Genomic DNA, 13,480 nt, shown 5'->3' with positions numbered 1-13,480 from the left:
CATCCTGCCACTAGTGGCAAAGATGACCACGTTCGCATTTTTTCTGCCAGTCGATCCTCGGGGGTCACAGCGCCGGCTGACAGCGCGCCCTCAGGCCTGGATGACCACCGGGATGATCATCGGCCGACGGCGGATCTTGCCCCCCACCCAACTGCCGATCGCCCGGCGCATGACCTGCTCGAGCTGGTGGGAGTCGGTGACGCCCTTGCCCGTCGCCTCGGCGAGCGCCTGCTCGATCTTGGGCCGCACCTGGTTGAAGATCTCGTCGTCCTCGGCGAAGCCGCGGGCCTGGATCTCCGGACCTGCGGCGATCTTGCCGGTGGCGGAGTCCATCACGACGATGACCGAGATGAAGCCCTCGTCGCGCAGGATGCGGCGGTCCTTGAGCAGCGCCTCGTCGAACTCGCCCACGCTCGACCCGTCGACGTAGACGTAGCCGCACTCGACGTTGCCCACGATCGTGGCCACCCCGTCGACGAGGTCGACGACCACGCCGTCCTCGGCCAGCACGACCTGCTCGCGCGGCACGCCGGTCTGGACGGCCAGCTCGGCGTTGGCGACCAGGTGACGCCACTCGCCGTGCACCGGCATGACGTTGCGGGGCTTGACGATGTTGTAGCAGTAGAGGAGCTCGCCTGCGCTGGCGTGGCCCGACACGTGCACCTTGGCGTTGCCCTTGTGGACCACGGTGGCGCCGAGGCGCATGAGCCCGTTGATGACGCGGTAGACGGCGTTCTCGTTGCCCGGGATCAGCGACGACGCGAGGAGGACGGTGTCACCCTCGCCCACGTCGATCCGGTGCTCACGGTTGGCCATGCGCGACAGCGCGGCCATCGGCTCGCCCTGGGAACCCGTGCAGATGAGGACGACCTGGTCGTCCGGGAAGTTGTCGAGCTTCTTGACGTCGACGAGCACGCCGTCGGGCACGTGGAGGTAGCCGAGCTCGGCCGCGATCCCCATGTTGCGGACCATCGACCGCCCGACCATGGCGACCTTGCGGCCCGACTTCTCGGCGGCGTTCAGCACCTGCTGGACGCGGTGCACGTGGCTGGAGAAGCACGCCACGATGATGCGCCGCTGCGCGTCACGGAAGACCTTGTCGATCGCCGGGGCGATGTCCTTCTCGGGGGTCGTGAAGCCGGGCACCTCGGCGTTCGTCGAGTCCGTCATGAACAGGTCGACGCCCTCCTCGCCCAGCCGCGCGAACGCGCGCAGGTCGGTGAGGCGGCCGTCGAGCGGCAGCTGGTCCATCTTGAAGTCACCGGTGTGCAGGATCGTCCCGCCGGGCGTCCGCACGAAGACCGCGAGCGCATCCGGGATCGAGTGGTTGACCGCCACGAACTCGCAGTCGAACACGCCGAGCTTCTCGCGCATGCCCTCCTTGACCCCGAGGGTGTAGGGCGTGATCCGGTGCTCCTTGAGCTTGGCCTCGATCAGCGCCAGCGTCAGCATCGAGCCGACGACCGGGATGTCGCGCTTGAGCTTGAGGAGGTAGGGCACCGCCCCGATGTGGTCCTCGTGGCCGTGGGTCAGCACGATCGCCTGGATGTCGTCGAGGCGGTCCTCGAGGTACTCGAAGTCGGGCAGGATCAGGTCGACGCCGGGGTGGTGGTCCTCGGGGAACAGCACGCCGCAGTCGATGACCAGCAGCTGCCCGGCGTGCTCGAGGACGGCCATGTTGCGGCCCACCTCACCGAGACCGCCGAGGGCGATGATGCGGACGCCGTGGGGGGCGAGGGCGGGGGGCGAGCTGAGCTCGGGGTGAGGGTGACTCACAGGAGGTCGGACTCCTTCAGGCCGGAGCGGAGGATCTCCAGGTGCTCCGGCGGGGACTCGACGAGCGGCAGGCGCACCGTCGCGTGGTCGATGACGCCGAGCTCGACGAGCGCGGCCTTGGCCATGATGGCTCCCTGGGAGGTGCTCATGATGGCGTTGACGGCAGGGACCAGCCGTCGGTGGAGGTCACGGGCGGCGACGAGGTCGCCGCGGTCGACGGCAGCCAGCATCGCGGCATACTCGCGGCCGGCGACGTGGCCCACCACGCTGACCGTGCCGACGGCACCCAGGGCGAGCCAGGGCAGCGTCGTCGCGTCGTCGCCGGAGAAGTAGATGAGGTCCGTCGAGGCCATCACCTGCGTGGAGGCCCACGGGTCGCCCTTGGCGTCCTTGACGGCGACGATGGTGGGCACCTGCGCCAGCTCGCGCAGCGTCTCGGAGGTGAAGGGGATGCCGGTGCGGCCGGGGATGTCGTAGAGCATGACCGGCAGGTCGGTGGTGCCGGCCACGGCGCGGCAGTGGGCGACGAGCCCCGCCTGCGTGGGCTTGTTGTAGTAGGGGCTGACGAGCAGCAGCCCGGTGGCGCCGGCGTCGCGGGACCGCTGCGCCATCTCGACGCTGTGCGCCGTCGCGTTGGAGCCCACACCGGCAACCACGGCCACCGCGTCGCCGACCGTCTCGACCACGAGCCGCACCATCTCGATGCTCTCGTCGTCCGTGAGGGTCGCCGACTCGCCCGTCGTGCCGTTGACGACGATGCCGTCGTGCCCGGTGTCGACCAGGTGGGCGACGAGGCGACGGGCCGAGTCGAGGTCGAGGCTGCCGTCCGGTCGCATCGGGCTGACCATGGCGGTCAGGAGTCGGCCGAACGGGGACGCTGTGCTCATGCCCGCAGGCTATCGCCCTACGGCGCACTCCCCCGCGCCCGCTCACGGTGGGGTCCGGATTTTGGCGGGAAGGCGCCGCTCGGTGGCGCCCCCGGCACCCCCGCCCGGGGTATGCCGCCCGGTCCGGCACGCGGCGCGGGCTGCGGTTTTGGGCGACTCACCGGTTGCGTCGGTGGCCGGGGTTACGCTGCGTCCGTGCAGCAGTACCTCGACCTCCTCGACCACGTCATGACGACCGGCACGGACAAGTCCGACCGCACCGGCACGGGCACCCGCTCGGTGTTCGGCTACCAGATGCGGTTCGACCTCTCCGAGGGCTTCCCCGTCCTGACGACCAAGAAGCTCCACCTCAAGTCGATCATCGGCGAGCTGCTGTGGTTCCTGCGGGGCGACTCCAACGTGCGCTGGCTCCAGGAGCGCGGCATCACCATCTGGGACGAGTGGGCCGACGCGAACGGCGACCTCGGGCCGGTCTACGGCTACCAGTGGCGGTCCTGGCCCACGCCGGACGGCCGGCACGTCGACCAGATCGCCAAGGTCATCGAGTCCATCCGCACCAACCCCGACAGCCGCCGCCACATCGTCTCGGCGTGGAACGTCGCCGACGTCGACTCGATGGCGCTGCCGCCGTGCCACACCATGTTCCAGTTCTACGTCGCGAACGGCCGGCTCTCGTGCCAGCTCTACCAGCGGTCGGCCGACATCTTCCTCGGCGTGCCGTTCAACATCGCGTCCTACGCCCTGCTGACGATGATGGTCGCTCAGGTCTGCGACCTCGAGCCCGGTGACTTCGTCCACACCCTCGGCGACGCCCACCTCTACTCCAACCACGTCGAGCAGGCGACCCTCCAGCTGACCCGGACGCCGTTGCCGTTGCCGCAGATGAAGATCGCCTCCGGCAAGGACATCGACGAGTTCGACCTCGGTGACTTCGAGCTGGTCGGCTACGAGGCCCACCCGTCGATCAAGGCGCCCATCGCCGTGTGAGGCCGGCACGACGGCACCCGGTCGCTAGCCTGACCTCATGACCCGGGTGACCCTGCTGGCCGCGATCGGACGCAACCTCGTCATCGGCCGCGATGGCGACATGCCCTGGCACCTGCCCGAGGACCTCAGGCACTTCAAGGCGACCACCATGGGCCACCCGATGGTCATGGGGCGCAAGACGTTCGACTCGATCGGCCGCGCCCTGCCCGGGCGGCGAACGATCGTCGTCACCCGCCAGCCCGACTGGCGCCACGCCGACGTCGAGACCGCCCACTCGCTGGCCGACGCCCTCGCCCTCGCCGGGCCGACCGACGAGGTGTTCGTCGTCGGGGGCGGCCAGCTCTATGCCGAGGCGATGCCGTTCGCGCAGCGGATGATCCTGTCCGAGGTGCCCGACTCCCCCGAGGGCGACACCTTCTTCCCCGAGTGGGTGGCGCAGGACTGGCGCGAGACCGGTCGCGCGCACCACGAGGGCTTCGACATCGCGACGTACGAGCGGTCGTGACGCCTTCGCCCGGGTTCGCTCAGGCGTCGTAGTCGAGCGCCACCTCGTCGGTCACCGGGTGGCTCTGGCAGGCCAGGACCAGACCGGCCGCGACCTCCTCCGGCTCGAGGGCGTAGTTGCGGTCCATGCGGACCTCGCCGCTCACCAGCCGCGCCCGGCACGTGCCGCAGACCCCACCGGTGCACGAGTAGGGCGCGTCCGGCCGGGACCTCAGGGTGGCGTCGAGGATCGTCTCGTCCTTGGTCGGCATCTCGATCCGCGTGGTGCGGCCGTCGAGGTTGACCGTCACGACGGCTGCCGGCGGCGCGGACTCGTCCACGACCACGGCCTGTCGCGGCGACTCCTGCTCGGCCACGTGGAAGATCTCGTGGTGCACGTGTCGACCGTCGACGCCCGCGTCGGCGAGCAGCTCCTGCGTGCCCGTGACCATCCCGTAGGGTCCGCAGAGGTACCACTCGTCGACCGACTCGACCGGGGCGAACGCCGAGAGCAGCCGCTGGATCCGCTCGGGGTCGAGCCGGCCGGTGAACAGCTCGACGTCCTGCGGCTCCCGCGACAGCACGTTGACGAGCTGGAAGCGCCCCAGGTGGGCGTTCTTGAGGTCCTCCAGCTCCTCGAGGAACATCACCGACGCCGTGCGACGGTTGCCGAAGAAGAGGGTCACCCGGGACTCCGGCTCCTCCTCGAGGACCGTGCTGAGCAGCGAGAGGACGGGGGTGATGCCGCTGCCGGCCGCGATGGCCAGGTGGTGGCGGGTGCCGTCGGGCTCGGTCGGGCAGGTGAACGACCCGAGCGGGGTCATGGCCTCGATGACGTCGCCGGGCGCCACGGAGTCGTTGAGCCAGTTGGACATCCGCCCACCGGCCACCCGCGCCGACGCGACGCGGAGGGTGCCGGTCCGCTGCGCCTGGCTGCGTGACAGGCAGATCGAGTAGGACTGGCGAACCTCCTCACCGTTGATGTGGGCTCGCAGGGTCAGGTGCTGCCCGGGCTCGAAGCGGTAGTCCTCGCGCAGCTCGTCGGGCACCTCGAAGGTGATCGCGACGGCGTCGTCGGTCAGCCGCTCGAGGGCGCGGACGGTCAGCGGGTGGAACTGGGCGCGACGGCGCGTCAGCGTGTCGGTGCGCGGGCCGGACAGCAGGGCCATCAGTGGTTCCTCATCGTCACGGCCCGTCACAGGACCTTGAACTCGTCGAACGGCTCCCGGCAGGCCAGGCAGCGACGCAGTGCCTTGCAGGCCGTCGACCCGAACCGCGACAGCTCCTCGGTGTCGGCACTGCCGCACTGGGGACACGTCACCAGCCGCCGCTGCAGGGTCAGCGCCACCGTGCGACCGGCGTCGTCCGTGCCGGTGGCTCGGCTGGCGGCCAGACCCGAGGGGGGCGCGATGCCGAACTCGCGCAACCGCTCGCGCCCGCGCTCGCTCATCCAGTCGGTGGTCCAGGCCGGACTCAGCTGGGACACGACGTCGCAGGAGTAGCCGGCCTTGGTGGCCTCGTGGATGATCCGCTTCGCGATGGCATCCATGGCCGGGCAGCCCGAGTAGGTCGGGGTGATGGTCACCCRAACCTGCCGGCTCGCCTCGTCGACCGCCACGTCGCGAAGGATGCCGAGGTCCTCGATCGTGACGACCGGGACCTCAGGGTCGGGGACGTCGGCGATCGCCCTGGCCAGGCTCTCCGCGTCCGCGGTCGCGCCGGCGGTCACCACGCCGGGGGTAACGACGCCGGCGGTAACGACGCCGGCGGTCACCACGTCGCCCCGGGGTGCGAGCGGGCGATGTGCTGCAGCTCGGCCAGCAGGTAGCCCATCGGCCGCGAGTGGATGCCGTCGCGTCCGCCCCGCGAGCGCCAGCGGGTCTGCGTCGGCAGCTCGAGCGTCGCCTGCGCCACGACAGCGGAGACGTGCTCCACCGCGGCGTCGTGCAGGGTCGATGGCAGCACGCCGATCCCCGCCTCCGCCGCGGCCACGGAGGCGCTGTCGTCGTCGAACAGCTCCGCGAGGTACGGCAGTACGTCGACCAGGCCCTGCTGCATCCGCTCGTGCGACTCCGTGGTGCCGTCACCGAGGCGCAGCACCCACTGGGTCGCGTGGTCGCGGTGGTAGTCGACCTCCTTGAGCGCCTTCCCGGCCACCCCGGAGACCACCGGGTCGCTCGAGTCGCGCAACGCGGCATACAGCTCGCACTGGTAGCTGGAGAACCACAGCAGCCGGGCCATCTCGAACCCGAAGCCCGCCCGCTCCTGCTCGACCAGGTGCACGTTGCGGAACTCGCGCTCGTCGCGGAAGTAGGCCAGGTCGTCCTCGGAGCGGCCGGAACCGTCGAGCTCGCCCACGCGGGTCAGCAGCGCGCGGGCCTGGCCCAGCAGGTCGAGGCCGACGTTGGCGAGGGCCATGTCCTCCTCGATCTGGGGCGCACGCGAGATCCACTCGCCGAGGCGCTGGGCGTAGACCAGCGCGTCGTCAGCCAGCCCCAGCACGTACTGAGATTCGGCACTCATAGGTATTCGACGTCCTCGGGGACGTCGTAGAAGGTCGGGTGTCGGTAGACCTTGTCACCCGCCGGGTCGAAGAAGGAGTCGCGCTCGTCGGGTGAGCTGGCCGTGATGTCGCTGGCGCGCACGACCCACAGCGAGACGCCCTCCTGCCTGCGTGTGTAGACGTCACGGGCGTTGCGCAGGGCCATCGTGGAGTCAGGGGCGTGCAGCGAACCGACGTGCACGTGCGACAGGCCACGCTTGCCCCGGACGAAGACCTCCCACAGCGGCCAGGTCGGCGGACCGGCGGCGGGCGGCACTGAACCCGTTGCGGGAGAAGGGGTCTCGTTGCTCACGCGACTGCCTCCGTCGAGGTCTGCTTGGCGGCGTAGGCGGTGGCCGCCTCGCGGACCCAGGCGCCCTCGTCGTGCGCGGCGACCCGGTGCTCGATGCGCTCGGCGTTGCAGGCACCGTCACCCTTGAGCACCCGCCAGAACTCGTCCCAGTCGATCGGGCCGAAGTCGTAGTGACCCCGCTCGGCGTTCCACCGCAGGTCGGGGTCGGGGATCCGGATGCCGAGCTTGTCGGCCTGCGGCACCATCATGTCGACGAACTTCTGGCGCAGGTCGTCGTTCGCGAACCGCTTGATCCCCCAGGCCATCGACTGCGACGTGTGACCCCCGGTCGAGGCCGCCTCGCCGGTGTCGGGCGGTCCGAACATCATCAGCGCCGGCCACCACCACCGGTCTGCGGCGTCCTGGGCCATGGCCTGCTGGGCGTCGGTGCCGCGCATGAGGTTCCACAGGATCTCGAAGCCCTGTCGCTGGTGGAAGGACTCCTCCTTGCAGACCCGGATCATGGCGCGGGCGTAGGGGCCGTAGGAGCAGCGGCACAGCGGCACCTGGTTCATGATGGCCGCGCCGTCGACGAGCCAGCCGATCGCCCCGCAGTCCGCCCAGGTGAGGGTCGGGTAGTTGAAGATCGAGGAGTACTTCTGGCGGCCGGTGTGCAGCCGGTCGAGCAGGTCCTCGCGGTCGACCCCGAGGGTCTCGGCCGCGCTGTAGAGGTAGAGGCCGTGGCCTGCCTCGTCCTGCACCTTGGCCATGAGGATGGCCTTGCGGCGCAGGCTCGGGGCACGGCTGATCCAGTTGCCCTCGGGCTGCATGCCGATGATCTCGGAGTGCGCGTGCTGGGCGATCTGGCGGATCAGCGTCTGTCGGTAGGCGTCCGGCATCTCGTCGCGCGGCTCGATGCGCTGCTCTGCGTCGATGAGGTCGTCGAACAAGCCGGACTCCGCGGCGTTGAGCGGCTCGTCGGGTGTCGGAGGCGCGTCGTCGGTGGCGAAGTCGTTGCCGTACATGGGATCAGTATGCGGGCGTGTTACAGGTTTTCGCAATTCTGCTGCCGTCGTGTCACAAGTGCCTGGATGCGAGGATGGAGGCATGTCCCACGACCACCCCCACAGCCACGCCGCGACGCCCGGCCCCCTGGCCGATGCGAGCGTGCGGACCGCCCGCGAGAGCGACGCACCCGCCGTGGGCCTGGTGCAGGCCGTGGTGTGGCGAGCGGCGTATGCCGGCGTGCTGGATCCCGAGGTCATCGACACCTTCGAGCCGCAGGCCTTCGCGGGCGCCTGGCGGCGCTCCCTCGCGGCCCCGCCGGAGGGTGTGTACCGGCTGATGACGGCCTGCGCCGGCGACCAGGTCGTCGGCTTCGCCGCGATCGGACCGAGCCAGGACCCGGACGCCTCCACCACGACCGGCGAGCTGACGGCCCTCGCGGTCCACCCGGACGCCCGGCGGGCCGGTCACGGTTCGCGCCTGCTCAACGCCGTCGTCGACACCCTGCGTGGCGCCGGCGCCGACACCCTCCACACGTGGGTGCTCGCCGCCGACGAGCCCAGCCGTGCCTTCCTCGTGCAGGCAGGGCTGGCCCCCGACGGCGCCTTCCGCGACCGGGTCGTGTCCCCCGACGGCGACACCGCCCGCGAGGTGCGGCTGGTCGCCGACATCGCGCCCGAGTCCGCGCCCGACGGCCCGTGACCGCCTCGCTGACCCGCGAGCGCCGCACCCAGGTCACCCGCCAGTCGCTCTCGGTGGCGATCGCCGCCAGCTCGTACGGCGTGAGCTTCGGCGCCCTGTCCGTCGCCGCCGGCCTGTCGATCTGGCAGACCGTGGTGATGTCGCTGCTGCTGTTCACGGGCGGGTCGCAGTTCGCCTTCGTCGGCATCCTCGCCGGTGGGCCGGCCGGCGCCCCCGCTGCCATCGCCACCTCCAGCCTGCTCGGGGTACGCAACGGCCTCTACGGCCTGCAGGTCTCCCGGATGCTCGAGGTCCGTGGGTGGCGCCGGGTCGTCGCAGCGCACCTGACGATCGACGAGTCCACCGCGGTGTCCGTCGCCCAGCCGGACCAGCCGTCGGGGCGCCTCGGCTTCTGGGTCACGGGGTTCGGGGTCTTCGTCTTCTGGAACCTCACCACCCTCGTCGGCGCCCTCGCAGGCGACGCGCTCGGCGACCCGCGCACCTACGGCCTCGACGCGGCAGCAGCCGCCGCCTTCTGTGCGCTGCTCTGGCCACGGCTGAAGTCTGCCGACACCGTGGCCATCGCCGTCATCGCCTTCCTCATCGCGGTGGTCAGCTCGCCGCACGCGCCCGCCGGCGTCCCGGTGCTCGTGGCCGCCTCCGCCGCCCTCCTGGCAGCCTTCTGGCGGCGCGCGCACCACGACCCGCCTCCGCCCCACCAGTGGCCGGGCGACACAGGAGGACGGGTCGAGGGACCCGTGGCCGACGACGGTGGCGTCCCGTGAGCACGTGGACGGCTGTGCTGCTGGCGTGCGCCCTCGCCTTCGGGCTCAAGTTCCTGGGCTACGTCGTGCCGACGCGATGGCTGGACGGCGACCGCACGACGCGCGTCACCTCGGCCCTGCCCGTCGCCCTGCTGGCCGCGCTCGTCGCCGTGCAGACGTTTGCCAGCAGCGGCGGGGCGCTCGTGCTCGACTCCCGGGCTGCGGCGGTGGGGGTCGCCCTGGTGGCGCTGGCCCTGCGGGCGCCCTTCGTCGTCGTCGTCGTGCTCGGAGCGCTCGTCGCGGCCGGCCTCAGGATGCTCGGGCTCCCCTAGCCCCACTCCAGGGCGTCCTCGACGAACCGGTCGCCGGTCTGCACCGGCACGACGCAGAACACCACCCCGCCGGGGTCGGCCATGATGACGTACCCGTCGCGGCGCTCGGTCACCGAGGCGCCCAGGCCCTCGAGCCGCGCGACCTCGGCCGCGACGTCGTCGGTCTCGATGTCGAGGTGCACCCGGGACGCGCCCTCGTCCAGGCGCTGCACCTCGATGTTCAGGGTGCCGGCCTCACCCACACTGGAGTAGACACCGTCCTGACGTGGCCGCACGCCCTGCACTCCCGCCCAGAACGCCAGCGCCGCGTCATGGTGTGCGGCGTCGTGGTCGATGAGCACGATGCCGATGCGTGAGCGGTGCATGCCACCACGCTAACCCGCACCGCGGGATCAGGACCGGGTGGCGCGCCACGCGCGCACGGCGGCGCGGTAGTGCCGCTGCTCCCCCGAGCGGTCGCGAGCCACGCGGCATACCTCGGCCTGCTCCAGCTCGGCACCCCACTCGCCGTCCGCGCCGTCCTCGCGCGCCTGCGTCATCATCGCCGAGCCGTCCCGGGCCATCCGGACGAGCGGCACGGTCGCCAGCAGCGCGACGACCGGGATAAGGATGACCCCGATGCCCAGCAGCACCGCCGCCGGGCGACCGTCGCGGACCAGCTCGACCCCACGCCAGCCGATCGTGGCTGAGTAGAACCCGAGGACCACGAGCAGGACGAGGGCGGTGACCTTCTCGCGCACTCAGCCCCCGAGCCCGAGGTAGTGCTCCAGGCCCACCGTCAGCCCGGGACGGGCCTGCACGCCCCGCACGCCCTCAAGGACGCCGGGCATGAACGAGACCCGGTCGAACGAGTCGTGTCGCAGGGTGAGCATCTCGCCCTCGGCCCCGAGCAGGACCTCCTGGTGGGCCACCAGCCCACGCAACCGCACCGAGTGCACGGGTATGCCGTCGACGCGGGCCCCGCGCGCGCCGTCGGGGTCGTCGGTGGTGGCGTCGGGGACGTCACCGAGGCCGGCGTCGCCGCGGGCCGCGGCGATGAGCCGGGCCGTGCGGGCAGCCGTGCCCGAGGGGGCGTCGACCTTGGCCGGGTGGTGCAGCTCGACGACCTCGACCGACTCGTAGAAGCGCGCCGCCGTGGCCGCGAACTGCATCATGAGGATGGCGCCGATCGCGAAGTTCGGGGCGATGAGCACCCCGACCTGCGGGTGGTCGGCGAGCTGCGCCTCGAGGGCCGCCACCCGCTGGTCGTCCCATCCGGTGGTGCCGACCACGACGTGGATGCCCTGCTCGACGCAGTGGGCGACGTTGGTCGGCGAGGCGGCCGGCACGGAGAACTCGACGACGACGTCCGCGCCCGCGAGGTCACCCAGCGCGTCGCCCTGGTCGAACCGCCCGACGAGCTCCATCCCCTCGGCGGCCTCGACGGCCTCGCAGACCTGCGAGCCCATCCGTCCACCCGCGCCGATGACGGCCACCCTGATCGTGTCACTCACGGGGCCAGCCTAACGAGCGCCGGGCGCGCTCCCGGCACGAGGACGGGCGTGGGTACTGGCGCGGTCAGGCCAGGTCCTCCAGGGGCACGTCCGGATCGGCCAGCTGGTCCCTGTCGACGACGGTGCGCGCGCGGATCAGCGCCTTGACCGGGTCGCCGACGTCCCAGACGTTGACGTTCATCCCCGCGGTCACGCGTCCGTCGCGCAGCCAGAACGCGATGAACTCCCGCGCGGCCAGGTCTCCCCTGACCACCACCTCGTCGCCGGGGTCACCGAGGCCGTGGTACTCCATGCCGAGGTCGTACTGGTCGGTGAAGAAGTACGGCAGCTCGGGGTCCGGGCCCGGCTGGTCCAGCATCGCCGCGGCCACGACCGAGGGCTGGTTGAGGGCGTTGGCCCAGTGCTCGACGCGGACCCGTCCGCCGAGGAAGGGGTGCTCGACGTTGGCGATGTCGCCCGCCACGAAGATGTCCGGGTCGCTCGTGCGGCCCTGCGCGTCGGCCGTCACCCCGTTGTCGACGGCGAGCCCGGCCGCCTGCGCCAGCTGGACGTTGGGCGCCGCCCCGATGCCGACGATGACGGCATCGGCCGGCACGACGGAGCCGTCGCCGAGCCGCACGCCGCTCACCGCACCGTCCGAACCCTCGAGGGCCTCGACCGTGACCGAGGTGCGCAGGTCGACGCCGTGTGACCGGTGGAGGTCCGCGAACACCTGCGCGAGCTGCGGCCCGAGGACCCGCACCAGGGGCAGCTCCAGCGACTCGAGCACGACCACGTCGGCCCCTGCCTCGCGCGCGGCCGACGCGACCTCGAGGCCGATCCAGCCACCACCGACGAACACCAGCCGCGCCCCCGGCTGCATCAGGGCCCGGATGCGGTCGCTGTCCTCGATCGTCCGCAGCGACAGGACCCCGCCGAGGTCGGCGCCGGGCAGGCTCAGGACCCGCGGCGAGCTGCCGGTCGCCAGCAGGAGGCGGTCGTAGCCGACCCGCTCCCCGGCGTCGGTCTCCACCTCGTGGGCGGCGCGGTCGAGGGCGACCACCCTCGTCCCGGTGCGCACCGCGATGTCGTGGGCGGCATACCACTCCCTCGGGTGGACGAACGCGTCATCGAGCCCTTCACCGGTCTTGAGGTAGCCCTTCGACAACGGCGGCCGCTCGTACGGGAGGTGCTCCTCGGCGCCGAGCACGACCACCGCCCCCTCGAACCCGGCCTCCCGCAGGGCCTCTGCCCCCTTCGCCCCGGCCAGGCCGCCCCCCACGATCACGAACGTGCGTGCGTCAGTCATGCCCTCATCCTCTGCGCAGGTGCACAGGCGGCGCCAGCCGGGAGAGCGCGAACGCGGCGGCGAGCAGTCCCACGTCGCGCAGGGCGACGTCGTAGTAGTCACCCAGCGTCACGAGGTTGACGATGATGCCAGCCAGCCACGCAGCGACGACCAGGCCCCCGACGCGCGGAGCCAGGGCGACCAGCAGCCCGGCCACGACCTCGGTCACGCCGACCGCATACATCGCCTGCTGGGCGGTCCCAGGCACGAGGTCGTCGATCCAAGGCGCCAGGTAGGCGGTCCAGTCGGTCATGAGGTTGGTGAACTTGTCGAGGCCGAAGAGGATCGGCGCGACAGTGAAGGCCGTCCGCAGGACCAGGAAGGCCTGCCTGGCTCCGGGGGGCGCCGCGGCGCTGGTGTCGTGCGACGGTGCTGAGGTGGTTGCCGACTGCGTGTCCATGAGTGCTCCCGTGATCTCTATCGGAGTGATATTTTGACTTTACGACCGTCCGTTCGAATTAGTCAACGAATTTCTCCTTTAGAGGTGACATGACCACCAGTGACGACCTGACCGTCCTCGGCGCGCTCGCCGAGCCCTCCCGTCGGGCGCTCTACGAGCACGTCGCCGCAGCCTCCTCCCCCGTGAGCCGCGAGCAGGCCGCCCAGGCGGTGGGGCTGCCGGTGCACTCGGCGAAGTTCCACCTCGACCGGCTCGTCGAGGAAGGTCTCCTCGAGGTCGAGTTCAAGCGGCTCTCCGGCAGGTCCGGCCCCGGCGCCGGACGTCCGTCCAAGCTCTACCGGCGCTCCCGCCGCACCGTCGACGTCTCCCTCCCCCCGCGGCGCTACGACCTGGCCGGGGCCATCCTCGCCGAGGCGATCGACGCCGTCGGGGTCACGGGAGCCGCGCTGCCCGACGCCATCGCGACGGCGGCAGCCCGGACGGGGCGCGAGCTGGCCGGGCAGCCCCCGGC

At 71.5% G+C, this 13,480-nt stretch carries 18 protein-coding genes; 6 read left to right on the top strand and 12 right to left on the bottom strand.

Annotated elements, in window-relative coordinates; translation table 11 throughout:
- Window positions 1-90 precede the first annotated feature (90 nt).
- Both AC1DV7_RS09710 and dapA read right to left on the bottom strand, forming a co-directional pair.
- Entirely contained in the window at window positions 91-1,776 is a 1,686-nt protein-coding gene (locus AC1DV7_RS09710; RefSeq protein WP_477596913.1) for a ribonuclease J, read from the bottom strand.
- Complete coding sequence (dapA, locus tag AC1DV7_RS09705; protein WP_477596912.1) at window positions 1,773-2,663, bottom strand: 4-hydroxy-tetrahydrodipicolinate synthase; 891 nt, start codon at window positions 2,661-2,663, stop codon at window positions 1,773-1,775. The genes AC1DV7_RS09710 and dapA overlap by 4 nt, the downstream gene beginning before the upstream one ends.
- 195 nt (window positions 2,664-2,858) lie before the next feature.
- Here dapA and AC1DV7_RS09700 point away from each other — a divergent pair, with 195 nt between their 5' ends.
- Together AC1DV7_RS09700 and AC1DV7_RS09695 are read left to right on the top strand one after the other, a co-directional pair.
- A complete protein-coding gene (locus tag AC1DV7_RS09700) occupies window positions 2,859-3,650 on the top strand; it encodes a thymidylate synthase (RefSeq protein ID WP_477596911.1) in 792 nt (263 codons plus the stop codon).
- Window positions 3,651-3,687: 37 nt separating this feature from the next.
- Window positions 3,688-4,155, top strand: coding sequence for a dihydrofolate reductase (locus tag AC1DV7_RS09695; protein WP_477596910.1), 468 nt, complete (start codon window positions 3,688-3,690; stop codon window positions 4,153-4,155).
- 19 nt (window positions 4,156-4,174) lie between these two features.
- On the opposite strand, the gene paaE is transcribed toward AC1DV7_RS09695, so the two are convergent.
- The 5 genes from paaE to paaA are packed head-to-tail and all read right to left on the bottom strand — an operon-like array spanning window position 4,175 to window position 7,992.
- Window positions 4,175-5,302, bottom strand: coding sequence for a 1,2-phenylacetyl-CoA epoxidase subunit PaaE (gene paaE, locus AC1DV7_RS09690; RefSeq protein ID WP_477596909.1), 1,128 nt, complete (start codon window positions 5,300-5,302; stop codon window positions 4,175-4,177).
- Window positions 5,303-5,328: 26 nt separating this feature from the next.
- Window positions 5,329-5,862 carry a 1,2-phenylacetyl-CoA epoxidase subunit PaaD gene (paaD, locus tag AC1DV7_RS09685; RefSeq protein ID WP_477596908.1) on the bottom strand — a complete coding sequence of 178 codons (534 nt, stop codon included), beginning with the start codon at window positions 5,860-5,862 and terminating at the stop codon, window positions 5,329-5,331.
- 41 nt (window positions 5,863-5,903) lie between these two features.
- A complete protein-coding gene (gene paaC, locus AC1DV7_RS09680; protein WP_477596907.1) occupies window positions 5,904-6,656 on the bottom strand; it encodes a 1,2-phenylacetyl-CoA epoxidase subunit PaaC in 753 nt (250 codons plus the stop codon).
- Complete coding sequence (gene paaB, locus AC1DV7_RS09675) at window positions 6,653-6,988, bottom strand: 1,2-phenylacetyl-CoA epoxidase subunit PaaB (RefSeq protein WP_477596906.1); 336 nt, start codon at window positions 6,986-6,988, stop codon at window positions 6,653-6,655. The genes paaC and paaB overlap by 4 nt, the downstream gene beginning before the upstream one ends.
- Window positions 6,985-7,992 carry a 1,2-phenylacetyl-CoA epoxidase subunit PaaA gene (paaA, locus tag AC1DV7_RS09670; RefSeq protein ID WP_477596905.1) on the bottom strand — a complete coding sequence of 336 codons (1,008 nt, stop codon included), beginning with the start codon at window positions 7,990-7,992 and terminating at the stop codon, window positions 6,985-6,987. The genes paaB and paaA overlap by 4 nt, the downstream gene beginning before the upstream one ends.
- A gap of 82 nt (window positions 7,993-8,074) precedes the next feature.
- Here paaA and AC1DV7_RS09665 point away from each other — a divergent pair, with 82 nt between their 5' ends.
- The 3 genes from AC1DV7_RS09665 to AC1DV7_RS09655 are packed head-to-tail and all read left to right on the top strand — an operon-like array spanning window position 8,075 to window position 9,749.
- On the top strand, window positions 8,075-8,674 hold the full coding sequence (locus tag AC1DV7_RS09665; RefSeq protein WP_477596904.1) for an N-acetyltransferase family protein: 600 nt from the start codon (window positions 8,075-8,077) through the stop codon (window positions 8,672-8,674).
- A complete protein-coding gene (locus tag AC1DV7_RS09660) occupies window positions 8,671-9,438 on the top strand; it encodes an AzlC family ABC transporter permease (protein WP_477596903.1) in 768 nt (255 codons plus the stop codon). The genes AC1DV7_RS09665 and AC1DV7_RS09660 overlap by 4 nt, the downstream gene beginning before the upstream one ends.
- Entirely contained in the window at window positions 9,435-9,749 is a 315-nt protein-coding gene (locus tag AC1DV7_RS09655) for an AzlD domain-containing protein (RefSeq protein WP_477596902.1), read from the top strand. Before AC1DV7_RS09660 ends, AC1DV7_RS09655 begins: the two co-directional genes overlap by 4 nt.
- Here the strand turns inward: AC1DV7_RS09655 and AC1DV7_RS09650 are convergent.
- The 5 genes from AC1DV7_RS09650 to AC1DV7_RS09630 form a co-directional block, all read right to left on the bottom strand.
- Window positions 9,746-10,114, bottom strand: a complete 369-nt coding sequence (locus tag AC1DV7_RS09650; RefSeq protein ID WP_477596901.1) for a VOC family protein — start codon at window positions 10,112-10,114, stop codon at window positions 9,746-9,748. The two genes, AC1DV7_RS09655 and AC1DV7_RS09650, sit on opposite strands and share 4 nt — an antisense overlap.
- 27 nt (window positions 10,115-10,141) lie before the next feature.
- Entirely contained in the window at window positions 10,142-10,489 is a 348-nt protein-coding gene (locus tag AC1DV7_RS09645) for a hypothetical protein (protein WP_477596900.1), read from the bottom strand.
- A complete protein-coding gene (gene dapB, locus AC1DV7_RS09640; RefSeq protein WP_477596899.1) occupies window positions 10,490-11,242 on the bottom strand; it encodes a 4-hydroxy-tetrahydrodipicolinate reductase in 753 nt (250 codons plus the stop codon).
- A gap of 64 nt (window positions 11,243-11,306) precedes the next feature.
- Window positions 11,307-12,530: an NAD(P)/FAD-dependent oxidoreductase gene (locus AC1DV7_RS09635; protein WP_477596898.1), complete on the bottom strand. Its 1,224-nt coding sequence runs from the start codon at window positions 12,528-12,530 to the stop codon at window positions 11,307-11,309.
- A 4-nt stretch (window positions 12,531-12,534) separates the two neighbouring features.
- Window positions 12,535-12,969 (bottom strand): hypothetical protein, encoded by a 435-nt coding sequence (locus AC1DV7_RS09630; RefSeq protein WP_477596897.1) that lies wholly within the window; start codon window positions 12,967-12,969, stop codon window positions 12,535-12,537.
- A gap of 89 nt (window positions 12,970-13,058) precedes the next feature.
- Here AC1DV7_RS09630 and AC1DV7_RS09625 point away from each other — a divergent pair.
- On the top strand, window positions 13,059-13,480 hold a 422-nt coding region (locus tag AC1DV7_RS09625; RefSeq protein ID WP_477596896.1), incomplete at its 3' end, for a helix-turn-helix domain-containing protein.

The sequence above is a fragment of the Pedococcus sp. P2_E4 genome (assembly GCF_056403935.1).
Note: the sequence above shows the minus strand (reverse complement) of the source record. Positions and strands in the feature narration are given on the sequence as shown.

What these genes read in the sequence shown, in the direction of transcription:
- dapA (WP_477596912.1), bottom strand. Translation starts at nt 2,663, where the DNA reads ATGAGCACAGCGTCCCCGTTCGGCCGACTCCTGACCGCCATGGTCAGC.
- AC1DV7_RS09695 (WP_477596910.1), top strand. Translation starts at nt 3,688, where the DNA reads ATGACCCGGGTGACCCTGCTGGCCGCGATCGGACGCAACCTCGTCATC.
- paaE (WP_477596909.1), bottom strand. Translation starts at nt 5,302, where the DNA reads ATGGCCCTGCTGTCCGGCCCGCGCACCGACACGCTGACGCGCCGTCGC.
- paaC (WP_477596907.1), bottom strand. Translation starts at nt 6,656, where the DNA reads ATGAGTGCCGAATCTCAGTACGTGCTGGGGCTGGCTGACGACGCGCTG.
- paaA (WP_477596905.1), bottom strand. Translation starts at nt 7,992, where the DNA reads ATGTACGGCAACGACTTCGCCACCGACGACGCGCCTCCGACACCCGAC.
- AC1DV7_RS09665 (WP_477596904.1), top strand. Translation starts at nt 8,075, where the DNA reads ATGTCCCACGACCACCCCCACAGCCACGCCGCGACGCCCGGCCCCCTG.
- AC1DV7_RS09650 (WP_477596901.1), bottom strand. Translation starts at nt 10,114, where the DNA reads ATGCACCGCTCACGCATCGGCATCGTGCTCATCGACCACGACGCCGCA.
- AC1DV7_RS09635 (WP_477596898.1), bottom strand. Translation starts at nt 12,530, where the DNA reads ATGACTGACGCACGCACGTTCGTGATCGTGGGGGGCGGCCTGGCCGGG.
- AC1DV7_RS09630 (WP_477596897.1), bottom strand. Translation starts at nt 12,969, where the DNA reads ATGGACACGCAGTCGGCAACCACCTCAGCACCGTCGCACGACACCAGC.